Origin of the sequence: Citrobacter sp. Ce129 (assembly GCF_030334545.1) — a bacterium.
In the GTDB taxonomy this organism is placed as follows: Bacteria; Pseudomonadota; Gammaproteobacteria; order Enterobacterales; family Enterobacteriaceae; genus Citrobacter; species Citrobacter europaeus.
Window position 1 is genome coordinate 47,118 of the sequence record NZ_JAOWDS010000069.1, and the last position, 23,914, is coordinate 71,031.

The 23,914-nt window shown below is 51.4% G+C and carries 22 protein-coding genes; 10 read left to right on the plus strand and 12 right to left on the minus strand.

The genetic code is table 11. From position 1 onward, the window contains the following. Nucleotides 1–17: 17 nt before the first annotated feature. The gene (hspQ, locus tag OGV77_RS17915) at nt 18–335 is read left to right on the plus strand and encodes a heat shock protein HspQ (protein ID WP_043015794.1); all 318 of its coding nucleotides are present in this window, start codon (nt 18–20) and stop codon (nt 333–335) included. A gap of 67 nt (nt 336–402) precedes the next feature. Here hspQ and OGV77_RS17920 read toward each other — a convergent pair whose 3' ends face one another. Next, a complete protein-coding gene (locus OGV77_RS17920) occupies nt 403–816 on the minus strand; it encodes a CoA-binding protein (protein ID WP_006685217.1) in 414 nt (137 codons plus the stop codon). 171 nt (nt 817–987) lie between these two features. Here OGV77_RS17920 and csgI point away from each other — a divergent pair, with 171 nt between their 5' ends. Both csgI and mgsA read left to right on the plus strand, forming a co-directional pair. Beyond that, a complete protein-coding gene (gene csgI, locus OGV77_RS17925) occupies nt 988–1,650 on the plus strand; it encodes a curli synthesis inhibitor (protein ID WP_043015793.1) in 663 nt (220 codons plus the stop codon). A 93-nt stretch (nt 1,651–1,743) separates the two neighbouring features. Next, nucleotides 1,744–2,202, plus strand: coding sequence for a methylglyoxal synthase (mgsA, locus tag OGV77_RS17930; protein ID WP_016152487.1), 459 nt, complete (start codon nt 1,744–1,746; stop codon nt 2,200–2,202). A gap of 32 nt (nt 2,203–2,234) precedes the next feature. On the opposite strand, the gene helD is transcribed toward mgsA, so the two are convergent. Continuing rightward, a complete protein-coding gene (gene helD / locus OGV77_RS17935; RefSeq protein WP_047412274.1) occupies nt 2,235–4,289 on the minus strand; it encodes a DNA helicase IV in 2,055 nt (684 codons plus the stop codon). 125 nt (nt 4,290–4,414) lie between these two features. Between helD and OGV77_RS17940 the strand changes: the two genes are divergently transcribed. Beyond that, the gene (locus OGV77_RS17940) at nt 4,415–4,861 is read left to right on the plus strand and encodes a YccF domain-containing protein (protein WP_016152485.1); all 447 of its coding nucleotides are present in this window, start codon (nt 4,415–4,417) and stop codon (nt 4,859–4,861) included. Nucleotides 4,862–4,879: 18 nt separating this feature from the next. Continuing rightward, a complete protein-coding gene (gene yccS / locus OGV77_RS17945; protein ID WP_043017873.1) occupies nt 4,880–7,033 on the plus strand; it encodes a YccS family putative transporter in 2,154 nt (717 codons plus the stop codon). Here the strand turns inward: yccS and OGV77_RS17950 are convergent. Beyond that, nucleotides 7,011–7,625 carry a TfoX/Sxy family DNA transformation protein gene (locus OGV77_RS17950; protein WP_087050454.1) on the minus strand — a complete coding sequence of 205 codons (615 nt, stop codon included), beginning with the start codon at nt 7,623–7,625 and terminating at the stop codon, nt 7,011–7,013. The genes yccS and OGV77_RS17950 overlap by 23 nt on opposite strands. A 216-nt stretch (nt 7,626–7,841) precedes the next feature. Between OGV77_RS17950 and sulA the strand changes: the two genes are divergently transcribed. Together sulA and ompA are read left to right on the plus strand one after the other, a co-directional pair. After that, entirely contained in the window at nt 7,842–8,351 is a 510-nt protein-coding gene (sulA, locus tag OGV77_RS17955; RefSeq protein ID WP_043015790.1) for an SOS-induced cell division inhibitor SulA, read from the plus strand. 357 nt (nt 8,352–8,708) lie between these two features. Next, nucleotides 8,709–9,767, plus strand: coding sequence for a porin OmpA (gene ompA / locus OGV77_RS17960; protein WP_016156137.1), 1,059 nt, complete (start codon nt 8,709–8,711; stop codon nt 9,765–9,767). A gap of 95 nt (nt 9,768–9,862) precedes the next feature. Here ompA and matP read toward each other — a convergent pair whose 3' ends face one another. Next, nucleotides 9,863–10,315: a macrodomain Ter protein MatP gene (gene matP / locus OGV77_RS17965; protein ID WP_043015789.1), complete on the minus strand. Its 453-nt coding sequence runs from the start codon at nt 10,313–10,315 to the stop codon at nt 9,863–9,865. 185 nt (nt 10,316–10,500) lie between these two features. Between matP and OGV77_RS17970 the strand changes: the two genes are divergently transcribed. Further along, nucleotides 10,501–12,261 (plus strand): AAA family ATPase, encoded by a 1,761-nt coding sequence (locus OGV77_RS17970; protein ID WP_043015788.1) that lies wholly within the window; start codon nt 10,501–10,503, stop codon nt 12,259–12,261. Nucleotides 12,262–12,329: 68 nt separating this feature from the next. Further along, nucleotides 12,330–12,848 (plus strand): bifunctional 3-hydroxydecanoyl-ACP dehydratase/trans-2-decenoyl-ACP isomerase, encoded by a 519-nt coding sequence (gene fabA / locus OGV77_RS17975; protein WP_003035875.1) that lies wholly within the window; start codon nt 12,330–12,332, stop codon nt 12,846–12,848. Between the two features lie 117 nt (nt 12,849–12,965). Here the strand turns inward: fabA and rmf are convergent, their stop codons facing one another. The 6 genes from rmf to rlmKL all read right to left on the minus strand — a co-directional run bounded on the left by rmf (nt 12,966) and on the right by rlmKL (nt 20,893). Continuing rightward, nucleotides 12,966–13,133: a ribosome modulation factor gene (gene rmf, locus OGV77_RS17980; protein WP_003035871.1), complete on the minus strand. Its 168-nt coding sequence runs from the start codon at nt 13,131–13,133 to the stop codon at nt 12,966–12,968. 257 nt (nt 13,134–13,390) lie between these two features. Continuing rightward, nucleotides 13,391–13,954, minus strand: coding sequence for a membrane integrity-associated transporter subunit PqiC (gene pqiC, locus OGV77_RS17985; RefSeq protein ID WP_043015787.1), 564 nt, complete (start codon nt 13,952–13,954; stop codon nt 13,391–13,393). Beyond that, nucleotides 13,951–15,591, minus strand: a complete 1,641-nt coding sequence (gene pqiB / locus OGV77_RS17990; protein WP_043015786.1) for an intermembrane transport protein PqiB — start codon at nt 15,589–15,591, stop codon at nt 13,951–13,953. The genes pqiC and pqiB overlap by 4 nt, the downstream gene beginning before the upstream one ends. A gap of 4 nt (nt 15,592–15,595) precedes the next feature. Then, on the minus strand, nt 15,596–16,849 hold the full coding sequence (gene pqiA / locus OGV77_RS17995) for a membrane integrity-associated transporter subunit PqiA (RefSeq protein WP_043015785.1): 1,254 nt from the start codon (nt 16,847–16,849) through the stop codon (nt 15,596–15,598). Nucleotides 16,850–16,864: 15 nt separating this feature from the next. Continuing rightward, nucleotides 16,865–18,772: an ABC transporter ATP-binding protein gene (locus tag OGV77_RS18000; RefSeq protein ID WP_043015784.1), complete on the minus strand. Its 1,908-nt coding sequence runs from the start codon at nt 18,770–18,772 to the stop codon at nt 16,865–16,867. Between the two features lie 12 nt (nt 18,773–18,784). Further along, the gene (gene rlmKL, locus OGV77_RS18005; RefSeq protein ID WP_016152475.1) at nt 18,785–20,893 is read right to left on the minus strand and encodes a bifunctional 23S rRNA (guanine(2069)-N(7))-methyltransferase RlmK/23S rRNA (guanine(2445)-N(2))-methyltransferase RlmL; all 2,109 of its coding nucleotides are present in this window, start codon (nt 20,891–20,893) and stop codon (nt 18,785–18,787) included. Between the two features lie 98 nt (nt 20,894–20,991). Here rlmKL and OGV77_RS18010 point away from each other — a divergent pair, with 98 nt between their 5' ends. Next, nucleotides 20,992–22,098, plus strand: coding sequence for a YcbX family protein (locus tag OGV77_RS18010; protein ID WP_080625448.1), 1,107 nt, complete (start codon nt 20,992–20,994; stop codon nt 22,096–22,098). Here OGV77_RS18010 and zapC read toward each other — a convergent pair. Together zapC and pyrD are read right to left on the minus strand one after the other, a co-directional pair. Continuing rightward, nucleotides 22,095–22,637: a cell division protein ZapC gene (zapC, locus tag OGV77_RS18015; protein ID WP_016152473.1), complete on the minus strand. Its 543-nt coding sequence runs from the start codon at nt 22,635–22,637 to the stop codon at nt 22,095–22,097. The two genes, OGV77_RS18010 and zapC, sit on opposite strands and share 4 nt — an antisense overlap. Nucleotides 22,638–22,802: 165 nt before the next feature. Then, complete coding sequence (gene pyrD, locus OGV77_RS18020; protein WP_087050383.1) at nt 22,803–23,813, minus strand: quinone-dependent dihydroorotate dehydrogenase; 1,011 nt, start codon at nt 23,811–23,813, stop codon at nt 22,803–22,805. Nucleotides 23,814–23,914: the final 101 nt, after the last annotated feature.

Sequence of the window (23,914 nt, forward strand, 5' to 3'; positions counted from 1 at the left end):
TTTCCCGGGAGGTGACTATGATTGCCAGCAAATTCGGTATCGGCCAGCAGGTCCGCCATTCCCTGTTAGGTTACCTCGGAGTGGTCGTGGATATCGACCCGGAATATTCGCTTGATGAGCCGTCAGCCGATGAGTTGGCGGTTAACGACGAACTTCGCGCCGCTCCCTGGTATCACGTGGTGATGGAAGACGATAATGGTCTGCCAGTGCATACGTATCTGGCCGAAGCACAGTTGAGTAGCGAACTGCAGGAAGAACATCCGGAGCAACCGTCGATGGATGAACTGGCGCGAACAATCCGTAAACAGCTTCAGGCTCCGCGCCTGCGTAATTGATCCTAACACAGGCCCGATGGCGCTTTGCTTATCGGGCCTGTGCATTTCATACGGCTACAGCCCAATCCTACTTCGCCAGCCCCAGTCGCGGGATCTCGATCGCCGGGCAGCGGTCCATCACTACCGCCAGCCCCGCATCACGCGCCAGCACGGCCGCCTGCTCGTTAATGACGCCAAGCTGCATCCACAGCGTCTTAGCACCAATGGCGATAGCCTCCTGAGCAACGCCCCAGGCCGCTTCAGAATTACGGAAGACATCGACCATATCCACTTTCTCTGGCACATCCGCCAGCGTTGCATAGCCCTGCTGCCCCAGCAGCGTTTTCCCGGCAACCTTCGGTGAAACGGGAATAACGTGATAGCCCTGATCGAGTAAATATTTCATCACGCGATAGCTTGGGCGATCGGGTTTATCGCTTGCGCCAACCAGTGCAATCGTACGAGTAGATGTCAAAATGCCAGCAATATCGGTCTCTTTCATCATTTTCCTCCAGGCTGTTTAGCAAAGTGTACGACAAACCTGCCCCTGCAACCATTCATCCCATACTGGCGCATGAGAGCTAAACTCAAAAATATGTCTATATGTTAGTAAACATGATTATCGAAAAATTTAGATACATGTTTGCAGATATTTTCTGGACAGGAGAAACCTATGAAAGCCGGCATTGTGACAGCCTTAATTGCCCTGTGTTTGCCGGTAACCGTTTTTGCTACCTCTTTACGCCTGTCTAATGATATTGACCTTCTGGTGCTGGACGGAAAAAAAGTCTCCAGCTCATTACTGCGTGGTGCCGAAAGTATTGAGCTGGAAAATGGTCGGCACCAGCTTGTATTTCGTGTAGAAAAAACCATTCGTTTATCGAGTCACGAAGAACGTCTGTACATTTCGCCTCCGCTGGTCATCAGCTTTGATACCCAACTCGTCAGCCAGGTTAATTTCCACCTTCCGCGGCTGAACAATGAGCGGGACGCAACGCATTTCGATGACGCTCCACGCGTGGAACTGCTGGATGGGGATGCCATGCCTATCCCCGTCAAGCTGGATATTTTGTCTATCACCTCCACGGCAAAAATCGTGGATTATGAAATGGAGACTGAACGCTATAACAAAGCGGCTAAACATGCTTCATTACCGCAGTTTGCTACGATGATGGCCGATGACAGTTCGCTACTTTCCGGGGTATCTGAACTGGATCGCGTGCCGCCCCAGTCGCAAACGCTGACCGAGCAGCGTTTAAAATATTGGTTCCAGCAGGCCGACGCACAAACGCGAAGTAACTTTTTGCAATGGGCTCAGAAACAGCCGCCTTCATGACATTTATGTTCGCATACGCATTTTTTTGGTCTTTCTCTTGCAGCGTCAAGAGCTTCCAGTACTCTGTAACCAGGTTAACTTGGGAGCTGTACTATGGAATTAACGACTCGCACATTGCCAGCGCGTAAACACATTGCGTTGGTTGCACACGATCACTGTAAAAAGATGCTGATGAGCTGGGTAGAACGCCACCAGCCGTTGCTGGAAAAGCACGTTCTGTACGCCACAGGAACAACAGGAAACTTGATCCAACGCGCGACAGGAATGGACGTCAACGCCATGCTGAGCGGCCCGATGGGCGGTGACCAGCAGGTAGGTGCGCTGATTTCAGAAGGGAAAATTGATGTGCTGATCTTCTTCTGGGACCCGCTTAACGCCGTACCCCACGATCCTGATGTCAAAGCCCTGCTGCGTCTGGCGACGGTATGGAACATTCCCGTTGCCACCAACGTGTCGACTGCTGATTTTATTATCCAGTCGCCAAACTTCAACGATGCAACGGACATCCTGATCCCGGATTACGCCCGTTATCTGGCAGAACGCCTCAAATAAACGCTAAGCAGGCGGTAATTACCGCCTGCTTTTCAGGGTTTCCGGATCACCGGAACGTCTAATTGCTTAAGCTCATCAACAAAGCATGATGGCGCGTCTTTGTTAAACAGTAGCCATACCCGATGACGCGCGCGCGTTAGCGCCACATACAGCAAGCGTCTCTCTTCGGCATCCGGGAAATCTTCCACCGCCGGGAGCAATGCCTCTTCCATAATCGACTCGCGGGCCGGGGCTGGAAAACCGTCATTCCCTTCATGAAGCCCCACAACAATAACATAATCCGCCTGCTGTCCTTTACTGGCATGGATAGTCATAAATTCCAGCTGTAGCTTGGGCCAACGAGTGGCTGCTTTCTCCAGACTGGCCGGTTTGAGATGATGGTATCGCGCCAGCACCAGAATTCTCTCGTCTGCCTTTACAAATCCCGACAGCTTATCCAGCAGCAGATCCAGTTGGCTTTCATCGAGCAACGTGACGGCTTTTTTATCGCCAGTCACCAGACTGTTGAGCGGTTTCGTAAGCTGATGGGGGTTTTGCTGGATAAACTGGTTTGCAACTTCGCCAATACGGCTATTAAAACGGTAAGTGGTATCCAGATTACAACGATCACCCTCGCCGAAGTTTTGCTGGAATGCGGTGGTCAACGAAAGCTGAGCCCCACTGAATCGATATATTGCCTGCCAGTCATCACCTACGGCAAACAGCGTAGTCTGTGAGTTTTGTTTGCGCAGTGCGGCTAACAAAGCGGCACGCTGAGGAGAAATATCCTGAAATTCATCAACCAGAATGTGCTTCCACGGACTGATAAATCGGCCTTTTTCCAGAATGACAATTGCCTGATGGATCAATCCGGAAAAATCGACGGCATTCTCATCTTTCAGTGCGCCCTTCCAGGCCTTGAGCAGTGGTGACATCAGTTTTATGCGTTTACTGAACAGATCGCGGATCTCCTCCGGAGCATTGGCGATCATCTCCGCCTGCGCTCCGCCATGCATACGCATCAGGCTGACCCAGCGATCCAGCCTGGAAGCCAGCCGGCGTTGCAATTTTTCGTCATCCCAGAAGTTACCTTCAGGTACAGACCACTGCATCTCTTCTTCTAACCATTGCCGCCAGCCCTTGGCCTGCGCCTTTTTCTCACTACACTGTTGACGCCATGTCGTTATAAAAAGTTTGCTGCGAGCAGAGGCATCATTTTCCAGCTTGCTGACCGTCGGGACTTTTTTGCTCCCCTGCGAAATGATGTGTAGCGCCAGTGAATGAAACGTCCGTGCGGTTATCTCTTCCGTATGCAGACGTTCACGGATGCGATCGTCCATCTCCTGGGCCGCTTTACGTCCGAACGCTAACAGCAGGATTTGTTCAGCTGCCGCTTCCCCTCGCGCAAGTAACCAGCCCGCACGGGCGACCAGGACGGATGTTTTTCCGCTTCCGGCACCCGCAAGAACCAATAATGATTGTTCACCATTCACCACCGCCCGCGCCTGGGCCGGATTCAACGGCGAGGATTCAATTTGCTGGAAAAATTCGCCATGCTCTTCCAGCATGGCATCGGTGTACGCCTGGTTGTGCTGTAAGCGACAAGCTTCAATGTCCTTCAACCATGCCTGGCATTGGCGTAACGCTTCACGGCAATTTTCAAATTCTTCCAACCGATTGAGCGGGAGCGGCAGTGCGGCAAAAGCACGACGGATCTGCTGCTGTAGTCCTGACGTCTGCTCGCGTGTCAGCCATTTATTTTCACTGGTACGCGCCGCAATCGCCTCGAGTTGTTGGTGTAAAACTCCCGCAGCGACGTCGCTCATTTCCTGGCTCCACTGCTGCCAGAGCGAATTCAAATGGTGATGAAAGCGCTGGGTTTCCGCCCATTCCGTACCGTGAAGACGTACCACTTTATCGTCCGGGAGTACAAACTCCAGCTCGCCCCATACCAGACCGCGTTTACAATGGATAGCCAGTAACTGATTGAAGGGAATAAGATACTCGTGACGATCGCCGGAAACCTTAATCCCGGCATTAAGAATAACGGCCCGATCGTAAGGGTGTTGTGCCAGACGTTTTCCAAGAGAAGTTGCTTTCAGTTCCATAAGACTCAAGCGGATCCACACGAAGAGATTTGCTTATCAGTGTAACCGCCAGAGAAAACGTGCTCCAGCCCAAAAAAACGTTACAATTGCCGAATTCACAGAAAACCAGAGTTAACCGAGGGTTTATGCGTACTGTTCTGAATATTTTAAATTTTGTGCTCGGTGGATTCGCCACCACCTTAGCCTGGCTACTGGCTACGCTGGTCAGTATCGTGCTTATTTTTACTCTCCCCCTGACCCGCTCCTGCTGGGAAATAACCCGGCTCTCGCTGTTTCCTTATGGCAACGAAGCGATTCATGTCGATGAGCTTAATCCAGCGGGCAAAAACGTCCTGTTGAATACTGGCGGCACGGTGCTCAATATTTTCTGGCTGATTTTTTTCGGCTGGTGGTTGTGCCTGATGCACATAGTCTCCGGTATTGCCCAGTGCATTACGATTATTGGTATCCCGGTAGGCATTGCGAATTTCAAAATCGCGGCGATTGCACTGTGGCCAGTTGGTCGCCGGGTGGTATCCGTAGAAGTAGCTCGCGCAGCGCGTGAAGCTAATGCGCGTCGTCGCTTCGAATAATCAGGACCGATGGCCTTTATGTTAAGTCCTCTGCTCAAACGCTATACCTGGAACAGCACCTGGCTTTACTACGTGCGAATTTTTATCGCACTTTGCGGCACAACGGCGCTGCCCTGGTGGCTGGGCGACGTTAAGCTGACCATTCCGCTCACGCTGGGCATGGTCGCTGCCGCGCTTACCGACCTGGACGATCGTCTTGCAGGCCGCCTGCGCAATTTAATCATCACGCTGGTGTGCTTTTTCATTGCCTCGGCCTCGGTCGAACTGCTCTTCCCATGGCCATGGCTGTTTGCGATTGGGTTAACGCTTTCCACCAGCGGCTTTATACTGCTCGGGGGTTTAGGCCAGCGCTATGCAACCATCGCCTTTGGCGCGTTGCTGATTGCCATTTACACGATGCTGGGCACCTCGCTTTACGATCAGTGGTATCAGCAGCCGATCCTGCTGCTGGCTGGCGCCATTTGGTACAACCTGTTAACACTGACCGGCCATCTTCTGTTTCCCATCCGCCCCTTGCAGGACAATCTGGCGCGTAGCTACGAACAGTTAGCGCACTACCTGGAACTGAAATCGCGTCTATTTGATCCCGATATAGAAGATGAAAGCCAGGCGCCGTTGTATGATTTGGCCCTTGCGAATGGGCAACTGATGGCGACGTTAAACCAGACGAAGGTATCTTTGCTGACTCGCCTGCGTGGCGATCGCGGACAGCGCGGAACACGTCGCACGCTACATTACTATTTTGTGGCGCAGGATATTCACGAACGCGCAAGTTCCTCGCATATTCAGTATCAAACGCTGCGCGACCATTTCCGCCACAGCGACGTGATGTTTCGCTTCCAGCGCCTGATGTCGATGCAGGGACAGGCGTGTGCACAACTGTCTCGTTGTATTTTATTACGTACGCCTTATCAGCACGATCCACACTTTGAGCGCGTCTTCACCCATATAGATGCTGCGCTTGAGCGCATGCGCGCGAGTGGTGAGCCTGCCGACCTGCTCAACACGTTGGGATTTTTGCTGTCAAACCTACGGGCCATCGATGCCCAGTTGGCAACCATTGAGTCCGAACAGGCCCAGGTCCTTTCTCGTAATGAGTCTGAAAACCAGCTTGCCGATGACAGTCCGCATGGATTCAGCGATATCTGGTTACGGCTGAGCCGTAATTTCACGCCTGAGTCGGCCCTGTTTCGCCATGCTGTCCGCATGTCGCTGGTACTTTGCGTCGGCTATGCCATTATCCAGATAACCGGCATGAACCACGGGTACTGGATCCTGTTAACCAGCCTGTTTGTCTGCCAGCCAAACTACAACGCCACCCGGCATCGCCTGGCACTCAGGATTATCGGCACATTAGTCGGGATCGCCATTGGTTTACCGATCCTGTGGTTTGTACCTTCTCTCGAAGGGCAACTGATACTCCTGGTGATCACCGGCGTGTTGTTTTTTGCCTTTCGTAACGTTCAGTACGCGCATGCCACCATGTTTATCACGCTGCTGGTACTGCTGTGTTTTAACCTGCTCGGTGAAGGTTTCGAGGTTGCGCTACCGCGCGTGATAGATACGCTGATCGGCTGTGCCATCGCGTGGGCTGCTGTTAGTTTTATCTGGCCAGACTGGCGTTTTCGTAATCTGCCGCGGGTGATTGAACGGGCTACCGACGCTAACTGTCGTTATCTTGATGCTATTCTCGAGCAATACCATCAGGGGCGTGACAATCGTCTGGCATACCGTATCGCCCGTCGTGACGCGCACAATCGTGATGCGGAACTTGCTTCGGTGGTGTCGAATATGTCGAGTGAACCGGATGTCACGGCCCAGACGCGCGAAACGGCGTTTCGCTTGCTGTGTCTTAACCATACGTTTACCAGCTACATTTCCGCTTTGGGCGCACACCGTGAGCAGTTAACTAATCCGGACGTTCTGGCGTTGCTGGATGATGCCGTCTGTTATGTAGATGATGCGCTTCACCATCAACCTGCCGACGAACAGCGCGTATACCAGGCGTTGGACGGTCTGAAGCAGCGAATTCAGCATCTCGAGCCACGTCCGGACAGTAAGGAGCCACTGGTCGTACAGCAAGTTGGGTTACTGATTGCCCTGCTCCCGGAAATTCGGCGTTTACAGCAACAAATTGCCGTGCTGCCATCTAATACCCCGGTTCCGGCGTAAGAGAACTCACCCACTCAGTCAGCTCCTGGCGACGCGTCGCCGGGAGCGCGGCTTCATGCACTCCGCCGACCGCCCCTTCAAGGGCATAGAGAATTTTTACCGTCAACGCCGGGTTATTCTGCCGCAGTTTCAACCAGCACATCTGGGCTCCCAGCGATCGCAATGTCCCCTCGTCCTTAATACCTGCTTCGTTTAGCAAGGTCTCCAGATGAAACGTCATATTCGGTAATTCCCGCAGACGATGTTGTGCAAAGCGGCTCTGTTTTTCCTTAACGGCTGCATCCAGTGAATATCGTGATAGCGATACCAACTGCTGCTGGTTTTGCCACAGGGCATCGTTCACCTGGTAATAATTGAGCACAACCGGACGTCCGCGCTTAATAAATGTCAGCCAGACAGGAGAATTTTTCACACAGTACTGTGCGCTCTGCTCACAGGCGCGCAGATATAACTCACCGCTGGCGACCATGGCAAAGACCGTATCGCCAACCGTCAGACTGTAGCCACCAAACAGTGAGCGATAGTGAATTGTTCCCAGAGAAGCCAGATATTCTTGTGATTTATAGATCCTTGCATAAGAAAGCTCTTTCATAAAAATCCTTTTAAATCATAACGTAAGCAAATAATTTGCAGTAACTGATCCGTTAATGACGAAAATAGGCAACTTATGCGTATGGGGCAAGATGAATTTAATGTTTCCCGTGACGACGACTAAAAATTGCGAACCTGTTTCCGAAAATAAGGTTGATCTTTATTGATGGCAGGGTTACTGTATATCCATACAGTAACTCACAGGGCTGGATTGATTATGTACACTTCAGGCTATGCAAATCGTTCTTCGTCGTTCTCTTCCGCATCAAGCAGTATTGCGCGCGTTTCATCAGAGAATGCTACCGCTGGGCTTATCAGTGAAGTGGTCTATCGCGAAGACCAGCCCATGATGACGCAGCTTCTGCTGCTGCCCCTGCTGCAACAGTTAGGGCAGCAATCACGCTGGCAGCTGTGGCTGACCCCTCAGCAAAAATTAAGCCGTGAGTGGGTACAGTCGGCTGGGCTTCCATTGACCAAAGTCATGCAAATCAGCCAGCTCTCCCCCTGCAATACGCTGGAATCGATGGTTCGAGCGCTGCGCACAGGTAACTACAGCGTTGTCATCGGCTGGCTGACGGAAGAATTAACCGAAGATGAACATGCCGAGCTGGTAAAAGCGGCAGATGAAGGTAATGCGATGGGGTTTATCATGCGTCCTGTTCGCGCTCAGACACTTGCGGGGAGACAGCATTCCGGGCTAAAAATTCACTCGAATTTGTATCATTGAGTAAAATTAGGATTTATCCTGGAATTTTTTTTCATGTTTTAAATTGCCGTTGAGCTATAACGTGTTTTCCGGCTGAAGGCCTGTCTGAAGCGGTTTTCAGGAAATCCTCAGTACATTTATTCATCTATAAATGTTAAATATTGTGTATACAAGCCTTTTTTTTTCATATGCCTGACGGACTTCACACTTGTAAGTTTTCAACTACGTTGTAGACTTTACATCGCCAGGGGTGCTCGGCGTAAGCCGCAGATATCGGTAGAGTAACTATTGAACTGGTCCCCGGGTGAAGGATTTAACCGTGTTATCTCTCTTCGGAGATATTCATGGCGAATTTTGGATGATAACGAGGCGCAAAAAATGAAAAAGACAGCTATCGCAATTGCAGTGGCACTGGCTGGTTTCGCTACCGTGGCGCAGGCCGCTCCGAAAGATAACACCTGGTACACTGGTGCTAAACTGGGCTGGTCTCAGTACCATGATATTGGCAACAACCAGATCAACAACTCCGGTCCTACCCACGAAAGTCAACTTGGTGCTGGTGCGTTCGGTGGTTACCAGGTTAACCCGTATGTTGGTTTCGAAATGGGTTACGACTGGTTAGGTCGTATGCCGTACAAAGGCGCTACTGATGCTACCCACAATAACGGCGCTTTCAAAGCTCAGGGCGTTCAGCTGACCGCTAAACTGGGTTACCCAATCACTGACGATCTGGACGTTTATACCCGTCTGGGTGGTATGGTTTGGCGTGCAGACGCTAAAAACAACGAAGGCTTCAAAGACCACGACACTGGTGTATCCCCAGTATTCGCTGGTGGCGTAGAGTATGCAATTACTCCTGAAATCGCTACCCGTCTGGAATACCAGTGGACCAACAACATCGGTGACGCGAACACCGTTGGTGGTCGTCCGGATAACGGTCTGTTGAGCGTTGGTGTTTCTTACCGTTTCGGTCAGCAGGAAGAAGCAGCTCCAGTAGTTGTTGCTCCGGCTCCGGCTCCAGAAGTACAGACCAAGCACTTCACTCTGAAGTCTGACGTTCTGTTCAACTTCAACAAAGCTACTCTGAAACCAGAAGGCCAGCAGGCTCTGGATCAGATGTACAGCCAGCTGAGCAACCTGGATCCGAAAGACGGTTCCGTAGTTGTTCTGGGCTTCACTGACCGCATCGGTTCTGACGCTTACAACCAGGGTCTGTCCGAGAAACGTGCTCAGTCCGTTGTTGATTACCTGATCTCTAAAGGTATTCCTTCTGACAAAATCTCTGCACGTGGCATGGGCGAATCCAACCCGGTTACTGGCAACACCTGTGACAACGTGAAAGCTCGCGCTGCACTGATCGACTGCCTGGCTCCGGATCGTCGTGTTGAGATCGAAGTTAAAGGTATCAAAGACGTTGTAACTCAGCCTCAGGCTTAAGTTATCGTCTTATAAAAAACCCCGCTTTGCGGGGTTTTTTTTCACCTTTTATCAGTCAAAGCATCACTGTAAACAAACATATTGCCATTCTGTCGTTATTCTTTTCCCAGCAGCGCCTGCAAATCCTGCTTCAATGTCGACATTTTGTTCGCGTACTTTTCTTTATGCTCCGCATCTTCAATCAATTGCACAATGGTTTCAGAAAGCGTTTTTCCACGCCGCTGCGCAAGTCCTGCTAAGCGCTGCCAGACCATAAATTCCAGATCGATTGATTTCTTTCGCGTATGCTGATGCTCAGCGTTAAAGTGCCGCTTACGCCGCGCTCGTATGGTTTGTTTCATACGATTTAGCAGCGCAGAGTTCATGTGTTCTTCAATCCAGGAGTTAACCCGAACCGGTTCATTTTCGAGGGTTAGCAACAAATCAACGGCTTCTTCGGCAGCGCTGGCCTCTACGTAACGGGTGATTAATTCCCCCTCACGATGCTTCTTCACCAGATACTTCCATTTCCAGCCGCTTTCAAGGTTTTCAAGTTGTTGATATTTCATTGCGATCTCAATGTTACCGTGTAACTCTTATCAGAATATCAGCTTTTTCGGCATCTGAAGAAAAGAATATCCAGCCTGTGAACTGTCGCGTGCCATCACATCCGTTTCACGGCGCTTTCCACGTGTGCAGTGATGATGGTTACGGTATAATCTCGTTTTTTACAACAGACTAAAAAACATCAACTTTGACCATTACGAAACTTGCATGGCGTGATCTGGTTCCTGATACCGATAGTTATCAGGAAGTATTTGCACAGCCGCACGTCACTGACGACACCGATACCTTACTTAGTGAGACTCAGCCACGTTTACAATTTGCGCTAGAGCAGCTTCTACAGCACTGGACGACGTCCTCGTTTATGCTGGTAAAAGCGCCGGAAGAGCTTGAGTATATCGACCTTATCGCAAAGGCTGCACGGCCTCTGCATTCAGATGCAGGAAGTCTCACCGGGGGGCATTATGATATCTCCGGTCACACTATCCGCTATCGTGCGGCTGAGAGAGCAGAAGACAATTTTGCCACGTTAACTCAGGTAGTCAGCGCTGACTGGGTTGAAGCCGAACAACTGTTTGGCTGTCTGCGCCAGTTCAACGGCGAAGTTACCCTGCAGCCAGGTCTTGTGCACCAAGCCAACGGTGGTGTGCTGGTTATTTCATTGCGCACCCTGCTGGCCCAACCATTGCTGTGGATGCGCCTGAAAGCCATTGTCAGCCACGAGCGTTTTGACTGGGTAGCTTTTGATGAGTCTCGCCCACTGCCCGTCTCCGTTCCATCTATGCCCCTTAAACTGAAAGTGGTATTAGTCGGTGAGCGTGAATCACTGGCAGATTTCCAGGACATGGAACCTGAGCTGGCTGAGCAGGCTATTTATAGCGAGTTTGAAGATAATCTGCAGATTGTGGATGCCGAAACCATGACGCAGTGGTGTCAGTGGGTAACGCATACCGCTACGCGCAATAATTTACCCTACCCAGCCCCTGATGCCTGGCAAGTGCTAATCCGTGAAGCTGTTCGCTATACCGGTGAACAGGATACATTGCCGCTTAATCCGCTGTGGATAACCCGGCAGTTCAAAGAAGTAGCACCGTTATGCGAGAGCGAAACCTGCAATGCTGAGCAGTTCAGCCTGATGCTGGCCCAGCGCGAATGGCGAGAAGGTTTCCTCGCCGAACGTATGCAGGATGAGATCTTGCAGGAACAGATCCTGATCGAGACGGAAGGCGAGCGTATCGGCCAAATCAACGCCCTGTCGGTGATTGAATTTCCTGGCCACCCACGCGCATTTGGAGAACCTTCACGCATCAGTTGTGTGGTTCACATTGGCGATGGCGAATTTACGGATATTGAGCGCAAAGCCGAGCTCGGCGGAAATATTCACGCGAAGGGGATGATGATTATGCAGGCGTTCCTGATGTCGGAACTCCAGCTTGAGCAGCAAATCCCCTTCTCCGCCTCGCTGACCTTTGAGCAATCCTACAGCGAAGTAGACGGCGACAGTGCGTCCATGGCCGAACTGTGCGCATTAATTAGCGCCCTCGCCGACGTTCCTGTAAATCAAAGCATCGCCATTACCGGTTCTGTCGATCAGTTTGGTCGGGCGCAACCTGTTGGCGGTCTGAACGAGAAAATTGAAGGTTTCTTCACCATCTGCCAACAGCGTGAGCTAACAGGCACGCAGGGCGTTATCATTCCTTCAGCGAACGTCAGACACCTGAGCCTGCAGCCCGCACTGCTACAGGCCATAGAAGAAGAAAAATTCACTATCTGGGCGGTGGACGACGTAACCGATGCGCTGCCGCTGTTATTAAATCTGGTGTGGGATGGCGAAGGCCAGACAACGCTGATGCAAACTATCCAGGAGCGTATTGCGACAGCAACGCAACAGGAAGGTCGTCACCGTTTTCCCTGGCCGCTACGTTGGCTGAACTGGATTATTCCGAACTGATCGGACTTGTTCAGCGTACACGTGTTAGCTATCCTGCGTGCTTCAATAAAATAAGGCTTACAGAGAACATGGTAGATAAACGCGAATCCTATACAAAAGAAGACCTTCTTGCCTCTGGTCGCGGTGAGCTGTTTGGCGCAAAAGGGCCACAACTGCCTGCACCAAGCATGCTGATGATGGACCGTGTCATCAAAATGACCGAAACCGGCGGCAACTTTGACAAAGGTTATGTTGAAGCTGAACTGGATATCAACCCGGACCTGTGGTTCTTCGGATGCCACTTTATCGGCGATCCTGTGATGCCAGGCTGCCTGGGTCTGGATGCCATGTGGCAGCTGGTTGGATTCTATCTCGGCTGGCTGGGCGGCGAAGGTAAAGGCCGCGCGCTGGGCGTAGGCGAAGTTAAATTCACCGGCCAGGTTCTGCCGACCGCGAAGAAAGTCACTTACCGCATTCACTTCAAACGCATCGTCAACCGTCGACTGATCATGGGCCTGGCTGATGGTGAAGTGCTGGTTGATGGTCGTCTGATCTACACCGCTAACGATCTGAAAGTGGGTCTGTTCCAGGACACTTCCGCGTTCTAATTTGCAGACTGGCTATAGGCCTGACAAGACGCCTGGCGTCGGCCTAAGATACTAATCAGGTCTGTAAAAGGCGAAACCTCCGCTCTGCGGAGGTTTCTTTTATCTAAAGAGACAGAATCAGGCCATTAAAACCCTATCCCCCATGGCTTCTCGCCAGCCTCCCAGCCAGTATGACCTCTGATTCAGCGTCTGATAGGGACACATTTCTTTTGAGCGTCCGGCAATGCCGGCCTGATATCCACGTTGATGTGCCCGTTCCAGGCGATCTCGTTTTTGTCTCTTCATGCCTCGTTTCCCTCATCTTTGGGTCTGGTGGAAAAGAAAACAGTGATTACTAAGTGTGCAATCACACTAAAACGAATACCCCTAAACATCAGGCTCGTCAATGCGCAAAATTCACGCCAGTGTCATATTTGTGAGCTACCCGCAAAATCATTTGTACAAAAATAATCAGTCAGAACAGCTATCTCCACGGCTAAAAAAATAAAAAAAACCGCCCCGGGCAATGAACCAGGGGCGGCATAATTTACAATTATTTAAGCTTAAGGGATGCGTTTCAGCTCTTGAGCAATAGCCGTCGCTTCCTGACTCCAGGCGTTGGCAAGAACCTTCACCATCTCATCGTAGCCGTCTTTGGTCTGCACAGCTTCGATGTGGAATGGACGTTTGATTAACTGTCCCTGGTGATTCAGTAGCCATTCACCGCTGACGATAACCTTACCATCGTACCGACCGTGGAACCCGGTTACGGTAACGTTCAGCGTGTCCTGAGTGCTTCCCAGCGGCTGCGAAGCGACAACCCAACCAGGCAACTGCATACTGAGGTTCGCCACCAGCGTATTACGCAGTTGCTGATCTAATGGACTGGCCCAGAGATTATTATTCGCTATCACATATTGCACATCGCTGGTCTGGTAAACCACCCCATTGCCCGCCAGATAGTCCGGGACAGCAATCTGCTCAACCCACAGCAGACGATTACCCTGGTTGGCAGAGCTTTGTACGCCCCCTTGCGTGATAGGAAGCTGGTAATAGCTTTTATTTTCTCCGCTGGAGCTGCATGACGTCAGCCAGACCGCCATCATCACCACTAGCCACTTTTTCATTGTTTCGCCCTCTTCGGCTCTGGATCTTTTTTGTCCTTCGCTTCAAATACCAGCGCGTTGCTCTTATCGTTCAGCGTTTTCAGTACCGGCTGCAGTTCACGCAACACCTGATCCAGACGCTGCATATCCGCTACCATCTTGTTGTAGGCGGCGGACCCCGGCTGGAAGCCCTGCATGCTACGATTCAGTTCACGCAGCGTGTTCTGCATATCCGCTGGCAGATCCTGCATCGACTGGCTGGACGTGATCTTATTCATGTTGTCCAGTGTGGTCTGCAGATGCTTCATCGTGCGCTGACTTTCGGACAACGTATTGGTCGCCTGCTCAATCATCGGATTCAACGGCAGATTGTTAATCTTATCCAGCGCTTCCATCAGACGTTGCTGGATCTGCGCCAGACCGCCGCTCACGGTCGGAATGATTTGATAGCCATTAAATTCGCGCACGCCGGTAATTGGCGGTTCTTTCGGGTAGAAGTCGAGATCGACATACAGCGCGCCGGTCACCAGGTTCCCGGTTTTCAAAGATGCCCGTAATCCGCGTTTAAGCAGTTGCTCCAGATGAGCGCCAACATCAGTGTCCTCTCCCAGTTGCGCCTTCAGACGTTCTGGTTCAATACGAACCAGCACCGGAATACGGTAATCATTGTTGAATACCTGGCGCATATTCGGTGAGAAGAAAGGTACTTTACTTACCGTACCCAAACGGATGCCTCTGAATTCCAGCGGCGCGCCAGGCTGCAGGCCACGAATCGAATCTTTAAAGAACATCAGGTAATCAATATGATCGGTATACAGGGAGTCCTGAATACTTTTTTGATCGTCATAAAGATTAAACGCGGACTGTTGCGCGACCGGTTCGCCCTGCTCTAAGCCTTCCGGCACATCAAAACTTACGCCACCGCCAAACAGCGTGGAGAGCGATCCCATTTCCACACGCATACCTGCCGAAGTAAGATCCACGGCGATCCCGCTGTCTTTCCAGAAACGTACATTGCTGGTCACCAGACGGTCGTTAGGCGCATTGATGAAAAGCTGGTAGCTGATCGTACGCTTTTGCGCATCAAAGGTACTGGTTTCAACCGAACCCACACGATAACCACGGAACAGGACGGGATCACCAGGGCTCAACTGACCGGCTTTTTTGCTGTCCAGAATCACACGGATCCCTTTCGCATCTGGCGGCGCAAGCGGCGGTGAATCCAGCAGTTGGTAATTTTCCAGCTTGCTTCCTTTATTGCCAGGCTGCAGTTCAATATAAGCCCCGGACAATAGCGTGCCGAGCCCACTGATACCTTCACGTCCAACCTGCGGCTTCACCACCCAAAAGACCGAATCTTTATGCAGCAGTTTTTCCATACCGGAGTTAAGACGCGCTTTAATCTCCACATGGGTCAAATCATCCGTCAGGGTTGCGCTCTCGACGATACCGACATCAACGCTGCGGCTCTTAATCGTCGTTTTACCCCCTTCAATACCTTCGGCATTGGTGGTAATCAGCGTGACTTGTGGCCCCTGATGGCTGTAGTGATAAAACAGAACCCAAGCGCCAATAAGTGCAGTGACGATAGGAAATATCCACACGGGCGACCAGTTTTTTACCTTTTGCACTTTGGCTTCCCCACTTTTAGATTCCATGCTGTCAGGACTCCTCATGGCCTGGTTCTGGTTCACGATCCCACGACAGACGCGGATCAAATGTCATCGCAGAAAACATTGTCATAATGACGACTAAAGCAAACATCAAAGCACCCATCGCAGGATAAATATTCATTAACCCTCCCATGCGCACCAGCGCAGAGAGTACCGCAATCACAAAAACGTCAATCATTGACCAGCGACCGACAAATTCCACAACTTCATAAATCAGGTGCATACGTTCACTGTCGCGTTTGCCATGCCCTTTGGCGTCCCAGCATAGCCAGGCAATGGCGATCATTTTCAACGTCGGCACCATAATACTGGCGATAAAAATAACCGCAGCCACCGGATAAGAGCCTTCGCTCCAGATTAAAACCACGCCCTCGAGTATTGTTGACGGCAGCTTTGACCCGAGCAGATCGGTAATCATGATTGGCAGAATATTGGCCGGAAGATAAAGCATGATCGACGTAAACAGTAATGCCAATGTCCATTGCAGACTGTTTTTACGCCGCACATAACCTTTCGTCTGACAGCGCGGGCATACCCGTTCGTCAGCGGGAAGAATAGCAGTGCAGCAGGAGCAGGAACGCAGCCCCTGTCGAATGCCGGGTACGCCAGGTTTCAAGACCTGCTTAATCACCGGCATTGGCGCAATATCATCCCACAGCCAGCGGCGGTCAACGCACTGGAATGCGCGCAGTTGCAGAACGCAAAAGAAGCACCACGGAATAAAACTGCTGCCCACGCCGATATCGCCGTAGGCCATCAGCTTAACGAAGCTGACCAGCACGCCAGCGAGGAAGATTTCCGCCATCCCCCAGCTTTTTAACTGAAACAGAACGCGCGCAAGACCCGCTTTAAGTCTGCCGGGCATCTGCACCCGATTCACCAGCAGCAGAATAGTCAGCAGACAAAACGCGGGAACCAATTGCACAAATAATAAAAAGAAGGTGCCCAGACTGGCGTAGTCTTCCGAAAAGAGAACGCTTGGGATCTCCAGCAACGTGACTTCGCTGCTCACCCCTGCGACATTCATATTCACAAAGGGAAAGAGGTTTGATAAAAGCAGCATGAACAATGCTGCTAACACATAGGCGGTAGGACGCTGCCGTGGCGCGTCCCACTCAACCGTTAATGTAGTGCCACATCGTGGACATGCCGCTTTCTGACCATGCTCAAGGCGAGGTAACGCCACCAGCATGTCACACTGCGAGCACAGAATATGCTTCGCGGCATGGTGATGTTCGCACATATGTGCTCCTTTAAATTATGCGCCACTCTTCAAAGACTCAAGATACTCCCAGCGCTCAAAGGCTTGCTCAAGTTCTTGTTCTGCTTCGTTCAGGTTAGCTAATACCTGTTGCGTTTGCTCGTGCGGCTGACTGAAAAAAGCGGCGTCAGCGACCTGAGCTTGTAATGCTTCCAGTTTAGCTTCCAGTTCTTCAAGCAGCGCGGGGAGCTGCTCCAGTTCGCGCTGCAGTTTATAGCTTAGTTTGCTCGTGCCACGTTTGACAATTTCTGCTTTAGGAGCAACAGCTTCCTCTGTTTTTTTAGCGATCGGTTGTTTAAACGCCACATACTGAGATTGCTGGCTACGCGCGTCATGGTAACCGCCGACATAACGACCAATTTTGCCGCCGCCTTCGAAGATCCAGCATTCAGTAACGGTATTATCCACAAACTGACGGTCGTGGCTCACCAACAGCACGGTGCCCTGGTAGCTATCAATCAGCTCTTCAAGCAGTTCCAGCGTTTCGACGTCCAGATCGTTGGTTGGTTCATCGAGAATCAAAAGATTACTGGGTTTCAGAAAAAGACGCGCCAGCAGCAGGCGATTTCGTTCCCCACCAGAGAGCGCACGCACTGGTGTCATCGCGCGTTTCGGATGGAACAGGAAGTCCTGCAGGTAACCCAGCACGTGGCGAGGTTTGCCGTTAACCATCACCTCTTGCTTACCTTCAGCCAGGTTGTCCATCACGGTTTTGTCCGGATCCAGCTCGGCGCGGTGCTGATCGAAATAAGCGACTTCCAGCTTGGTTCCGACATGAATGCGTCCGCTGTCAGCCTGAAGCTGACCTAGCATCAGCTTCAGCAGCGTCGTTTTGCCGCAGCCGTTAGGTCCGATTAGCGCAATCTTGTCGCTACGCTGCACCTGCGCGGAGAAATCTTTCACCAGTTGCTTTCCGTCAACCTGGTAATCAACATTTTCCATTTCGAAGACAATCTTGCCAGAACGGCTCGCCTCTTCGACCTGCATCTTCGCCGTGCCCATCACTTCGCGACGTTCGCCACGCTCGCGACGCATGGCTTTCAGCGCACGCACTCGGCCTTCGTTACGGGTACGACGCGCCTTGATGCCCTGACGGATCCAGACTTCCTCCTGCGCCAACTTGCGATCAAATTCCGCGTTTTGGAGATCTTCTACCCGCAGCGCTTCCTCTTTATCCAGCAGATATTGATCGTAATTCCCCGGATAGGTCACCAGCTTGCCACGGTCGAGATCGACAATGCGTGTCGCCATATTGCGAATAAATGAACGGTCATGGGAAATAAAAATAATCGTCCCATTGAACGTTTTCAGGAACCCTTCCAGCCAGTCGATGGTTTCAATATCCAGGTGGTTCGTGGGTTCATCCAGCAGCAATACGCGCGGGTTGCTCACTAACGCGCGGCCCAGCGCCGCCTTACGCAGCCAGCCGCCCGAAAGCGAAGAAAGCGCGGCGTTAGGATCCAGGCCCAGTTGCGCCAGCACTTCATTAATGCGACTTTCGAGCTGCCACAGATTGTGGTGATCGAGCATTTCCTGAACCCGCGCCATCTCATTCAGGTTTCTGTCACTCGGGTCGGTCATCACCAGACGCGAAATATCGTGATAACGCTTCAGATACTCGGCCTGTTCCTCAATACCTTCGGCAACGAAGTCATAGACGCTGCCCTCGACATTACGCGGCGGATCCTGTTGCAGACGCGCTACAACCAGGTCCTGCTCATAAATAATACGTCCGTCGTCAAGACCCTGTTCACGGTTCAGGATCTTCATCAACGTCGACTTGCCTGCGCCATTACGGCCTACCAGACAGACGCGTTCGTTATCTTCGATATGCAGTTCTGCATTATCAAGAAGCGGGGCATCGCTGAACGACAGCCATGCACCATGCATACTGATCAATGACATCTATTTATCCTTTCAGGCTGCGGTAATCAGCCAGCAATTGTGGATCTGTCGGTTACGGGCAAAGTCCTGGGAAAGCGTTTTTTGGGTAATTTCTTGTGCTTTCAATCCCAGTTCAGCCAGACCGTCGAGATCCATACGGAACCCACGTTTGTTGTTAGAGAACATTATCGTGCCGTCTTTACGCAGCAGACGTTTCAGATCTTTCATCAGTGCCAGATGGTCGCGCTGCACATCAAACGAGTCTTCCATACGTTTTGAGTTAGAGAACGTCGGCGGGTCAATGAAAATCAGATCAAACTGTTCATTGGCATCGCGCAGCCAGCCCAGGCAATCGGCCTGAATTAAACGGTGAGCGCGACCGCTCAGGCCATTCAGACGCAGGTTGCGTTCCGCCCATTCCAGGTAGGTACGCGACATATCAACCGTCGTGGTGCTACGCGCACCACCCAGTCCGGCATGTACGCTGGCGCTGCCGGTGTAGGAGAACAGGTTAAGGAAATCCTTACCTTTACTCATCTGTCCCAGCATGCGGCGCGCAATACGGTGATCGAGGAATAAGCCCGTATCAAGATAGTCTGTCAGGTTAACCCACAGGCGCGCGTTGTACTCGCTTACCTCAATGAATTCACCCTTCTCATTCATCTTCTGATACTGATTTTTCCCTTTCTGACGTTCACGGGTTTTTAGCACCAGTTTATTTGGCGCGATTTCCAGTACCGACAGCGTTGCGGCAATGATGTCGAACAGGCGTTGACGCGCTTTTTGCGCATCAACCGTCTTCGGTGGGGCATATTCCTGAACCACGACCCACTCACCGTAACGGTCCACTGCAACGTTGTATTCCGGCAGGTCAGCGTCATACAGGCGATAGCATTCAATCCCTTCCTGACGCGCCCATTTTTCCAGCTTCTTAATATTCTTGCGCAGGCGGTTGGCATAATCTTCCGCTACCGTGGCAGGCTTGCTGTCCGCGGTGGTCTCTGCAACGTGATAGTTCTTCTGGACACAATCCAGCGGGCCGTTTTTCGCTTTGAACTGCTTGTCGGCACGTAATTGCAAACTGCTGAGCAGATCCGGAGAAGCGCTGAACAGCGACAAATTCCAGCCGCCAAACTGGTTTTTCATCGTACGGCCCAGCAGGCTGTGCAGGGCAATCAGCGCCGGTTCGCTATCCAGACGTTCGCCGTATGGCGGGTTACTGATAACCGTCCCGTACGGTCCTTTTGGCAGCGGATTACTCAATTTGGCGACATCTTTCACGTCAAACGTCATCAGATCGGCAATCCCGGCGCGGCGAGCGTTACTACGCGCTTTTTCAATCACGCGCGCATCACTGTCAGAGCCGTAGAAATGCGAGGTATAGTCAGCCAGTCCCTTACGCGCACGCACCTGCGCTTCGGCTTTAACTTCTTGCCAGACAGCTTCGTCGTGCTGCGCCCAACCGCTGAAGCCCCAGTACCCACGGTGCAGGCCCGGCGCGCGATCGGTTGCCCACATCGCCGCTTCAATCAGCAGCGTGCCGGAGCCGCACATCGGGTCGAGTAACGGTGTGCCAGGCTGCCAGCCAGAACGCATAACAATAGCGGCGGCCAGCGTCTCTTTAATCGGCGCCTGACCCGCGCGATCGCGATAACCGCGCTGATGCAAACCATCACCGCTCAAATCGAGCGCAATGCTGGCGGTATCTTTGTTCAACCAGACGTTGATGCGCAGATCCGGAGATTCACGATCCACATTCGGACGCGGCAGATTTTTACGGGTAAAGGCATCGACAATCGCATCCTTGACCTTCAGCGCGCCGTACTGGCTGTTACGAATGGTTTCGTTCAGGCCGCTAAAATGAACGGCAAAGGTAGCACCGGGATTAAATATCTCTGTCCAGTCGATTGCCTGAACGCCGAGGTACAGATCAAGATCGCTGTAGACCTTGCACTCTCCCATCGGCAGGATAATGCGCGAGGCCAGGCGGCTCCACATCAGGCTCTGGTAAACAAGCCGCGTGTCGCCCTTAAAATGGACCCCACCCTGAACGACCTGACACTCCAGCGCGCCGAGGTTTTCAAGTTCAGTTTTTAACAGCTCTTCCAGCCCACGGGCCGTACTGGCAAACAGAGAATTCATAATGTCACTTTTACTCCTGGAAAATTGCTGCGCATTATAGCTAATATGGGCTGTATGTCATAAAGTTGAAGGCTTATTTTCGTTCAAGGGGCTGTGCAGTGGTAACGTTGACCCGACTTTTTATTCATCCGGTTAAATCAATGCGTGGAATTGGACTCACGCACGCCCTGGCAGACGTTAGCGGTCTTGCCTTTGATCGTATATTTATGATTACCGAGACTGACGGGACGTTCATTACCGCCCGACAGTTCCCACAAATGGTCCGCTTTACGCCTTCCCCTTTCCACGATGGACTGCATCTTACGGCTCCAGACGGCAGCAGCGCGCTCGTGCGATTTGCCGACTTCGCGACCCAGGATGCGCCGACAGAAGTGTGGGGAAACCATTTTACCGCGCGTATTGCGCCTGCGGCTATCAACCAGTGGCTTAGCGGCTTTTTCTCCCGTGACGTACAACTACGCTGGGTCGGTCAGCAACTGACGCGTCGGGTGAAGCGTCACGCGGATATTCCTTTGTCCTTCGCCGATGGCTATCCCTACCTGCTGGCCAACGAAGCATCTCTGCGCGATCTGCAACAGCGATGTCCGGCAAGTGTCAAAATGGAACAGTTTCGCCCCAATCTGGTAGTTTCGGGGGCTGACGCCTGGGAAGAAGATACCTGGAAAGTGATTCGCATTGGCGACGTCATTTTTGATGTGGCAAAACCCTGTAGCCGCTGCATTTTCACGACAGTTAGCCCAGAAAAAGGCCTGAAACATCCGTCCGGTGAGCCGCTCGCCACGCTGCAAACCTTCCGAACTGCGGTGGATAACGGCGACGTTGATTTCGGCCAAAATCTTATCGCGCGCAACAGTGGTGTTATTCGCGTCGGCGATGAAGTAGAAATTTTGGCTACTGGTCCTGCGAGAGCGTATGGCGCGGCTGAATCAGACGATACTGTACAGCAACAACAGCCTGACGCCACCGTGCTTATTGACTGGCAGGGACAGACTTTTCGCGGAAATAATCAGCAGGTATTGCTTGAACAGCTTGAAAACCAAGGTATCCGGGTTCCCTATTCATGCCGGGCTGGAATTTGCGGATGCTGTCGAATTCGACTGCTGGAAGGCGAAGTTAGTCCACTGAAAAAATCAGCGATTGGTGATGACGGGACGATTCTGTGCTGCAGTTGCGTTCCCAAAACGACAATCAGGCTGGAGAGTTAAACCGCCTGTTCAAGGCTGAAACTGTCGGCAATAACCTGCGGTTTCAGTCTGTCATTCATTATTTTAATCGCGTCGCCAAGTTGCATTGTGCGCCCGGCAATAACCACACCAGGTTGTGCAAGCAGACAAAGCGCGGCGTTTTCCCCCGGCTCAACCACTAACAGGTTAACCTGTTCATCGGTATCGCTTAAATCAACACAGGCAGCGTCACCCACGACCGGCGACCAGTTAATACCGTGTGCGACAAAGTGCCAGCTTTTTGGCATTTGCGGTTTAAGGTAACGAATCGCCACCAGCGCATTAAGCACCAGTTCCGCTTTTTGCTCTTTGGCTAAATCAAGGTAGCGACATTTTTCTTCAAAGGAAAAATAAAGCGCGGCGTCATCGACACAAAAACCCGACGGAGAAAATGCATCAGGAGTGAGCATTTTACGAGCAAAACGCGAACGGAATAACATGCCATTGGCTAAATCGAGCATCATACGATCGTGCTCTTCATCATAATACCAGCGCCAGTTATCGTCGGGTTTAATTCGCATCAGTTTCTCTCCTTTCCTTAATCATCGCCGTTACGACAGTATCCTTTTGCCGCTTCGTTTATTGCCCTAATAATAAAAGCTCAGAATGTTTAAATAAGCAACAGTAAAGGAATATAAAACAACCAGGGCCAGAAATAAAGCCCTGGATTGTGATTAAGGTAGCATTCAGATATTGGCGACGATTTCTTTAATCAACGGCGGGCCTTTAAAAATAAAGCCTGAATAAATCTGTACGAGGGTTGCACCGGCAGCTATTTTCTCACGCGCGGCAATCACCGAGTCGATACCGCCAACACCAATAATCGGCAGATGACCTTTTAATTCCTGAGACAGCTGGCGAATAATTTCTGTACTTTTTAATTGCAATGGTCGACCGCTCAGGCCCCCCATTTGATCGCAATTTTTCATTCCCTGAACGAGAGAACGATCGAGAGTAGTGTTAGTTGCAATTACGCCATCAATATTATGACGAACTAAACTGTCAGCAACCTGGATCAGTTCTTCCAGAGAAAGATCCGGCGCGATCTTTACCACCACCGGAACATATTTATGGTGGATCGCTTGCAGATCATTTTGCTTATTTTTAATTGCCGTCAGGAGATCGTCCAGCGCCTCGCCGTATTGCAGTGTACGTAATCCCGGCGTATTTGGTGAAGAGATATTAATCGCGATATAACCGGCGTAAGCATAGACTTTTTCCATACAAATCAGATAGTCATCTTTGCCATTCTCTACCGGAGTATCTTTATTCTTACCAATATTAATCCCCAGAATACCGTCAAAATGCGATTTTTTAACGTTCTCAACCAGGTTATCAACCCCCAGGTTATTAAACCCCATGCGGTTGATCAAACCTTCCGCATCGACCAGACGGAACAGACGCGGTTTATCGTTACCCGGCTGAGGCCGCGGCGTCACAGTACCAATCTCAATGGAGCCAAATCCCATCGCGCCGAGTGCGTCAATGCACTCCCCGTCTTTATCCAGTCCGGCAGCAAGCCCGAGTGGATTTTTAAACGTCAGCCCCATACAGGTAACCGGTTTTGCGGGTACTTTCTGGCGGACAAGCGCTTCGAGCGGCGTGCCGGTAATGCGACGTAATTGCTGGAATGTCAATTCATGGGCGCGCTCTGGATCGAGCTGAAAAAGGGCTTTACGAACGAAGGGGTAGTACATGAACTCTCCTGGATTCCCGGTGTGCAAACCGGGGGCGTATTATGTGCGATCGCGAGCAAAAAGGGAATTGACCTGCGGCAATAAATAGCAATCGTTTTCCT

Excerpts from the sequence above, each read along its gene's own strand:
- rmf (WP_003035871.1), bottom strand. The coding sequence starts at position 13,133 with ATGAAGAGACAAAAACGAGATCGCCTGGAACGGGCACATCAACGTGGA.
- OGV77_RS17940 (WP_016152485.1), top strand. The coding sequence starts at position 4,415 with ATGCGTACTGTTCTGAATATTTTAAATTTTGTGCTCGGTGGATTCGCC.
- hspQ (WP_043015794.1), top strand. The coding sequence starts at position 18 with ATGATTGCCAGCAAATTCGGTATCGGCCAGCAGGTCCGCCATTCCCTG.
- mgsA (WP_016152487.1), top strand. The coding sequence starts at position 1,744 with ATGGAATTAACGACTCGCACATTGCCAGCGCGTAAACACATTGCGTTG.
- yccS (WP_043017873.1), top strand. The coding sequence starts at position 4,880 with ATGTTAAGTCCTCTGCTCAAACGCTATACCTGGAACAGCACCTGGCTT.
- matP (WP_043015789.1), bottom strand. The coding sequence starts at position 10,315 with ATGAAATATCAACAACTTGAAAACCTTGAAAGCGGCTGGAAATGGAAG.
- pqiB (WP_043015786.1), bottom strand. The coding sequence starts at position 15,591 with ATGGAATCTAAAAGTGGGGAAGCCAAAGTGCAAAAGGTAAAAAACTGG.
- pqiC (WP_043015787.1), bottom strand. The coding sequence starts at position 13,954 with ATGAAAAAGTGGCTAGTGGTGATGATGGCGGTCTGGCTGACGTCATGC.
- OGV77_RS17920 (WP_006685217.1), bottom strand. The coding sequence starts at position 816 with ATGAAAGAGACCGATATTGCTGGCATTTTGACATCTACTCGTACGATT.
- fabA (WP_003035875.1), top strand. The coding sequence starts at position 12,330 with ATGGTAGATAAACGCGAATCCTATACAAAAGAAGACCTTCTTGCCTCT.
- pqiA (WP_043015785.1), bottom strand. The coding sequence starts at position 16,849 with ATGTGCGAACATCACCATGCCGCGAAGCATATTCTGTGCTCGCAGTGT.
- zapC (WP_016152473.1), bottom strand. The coding sequence starts at position 22,637 with ATGCGAATTAAACCCGACGATAACTGGCGCTGGTATTATGATGAAGAG.
- csgI (WP_043015793.1), top strand. The coding sequence starts at position 988 with ATGAAAGCCGGCATTGTGACAGCCTTAATTGCCCTGTGTTTGCCGGTA.
- OGV77_RS17950 (WP_087050454.1), bottom strand. The coding sequence starts at position 7,625 with ATGAAAGAGCTTTCTTATGCAAGGATCTATAAATCACAAGAATATCTG.
- rlmKL (WP_016152475.1), bottom strand. The coding sequence starts at position 20,893 with ATGAATTCTCTGTTTGCCAGTACGGCCCGTGGGCTGGAAGAGCTGTTA.
- sulA (WP_043015790.1), top strand. The coding sequence starts at position 7,842 with ATGTACACTTCAGGCTATGCAAATCGTTCTTCGTCGTTCTCTTCCGCA.
- OGV77_RS18000 (WP_043015784.1), bottom strand. The coding sequence starts at position 18,772 with ATGTCATTGATCAGTATGCATGGTGCATGGCTGTCGTTCAGCGATGCC.
- helD (WP_047412274.1), bottom strand. The coding sequence starts at position 4,289 with ATGGAACTGAAAGCAACTTCTCTTGGAAAACGTCTGGCACAACACCCT.
- ompA (WP_016156137.1), top strand. The coding sequence starts at position 8,709 with ATGAAAAAGACAGCTATCGCAATTGCAGTGGCACTGGCTGGTTTCGCT.
- pyrD (WP_087050383.1), bottom strand. The coding sequence starts at position 23,813 with ATGTACTACCCCTTCGTTCGTAAAGCCCTTTTTCAGCTCGATCCAGAG.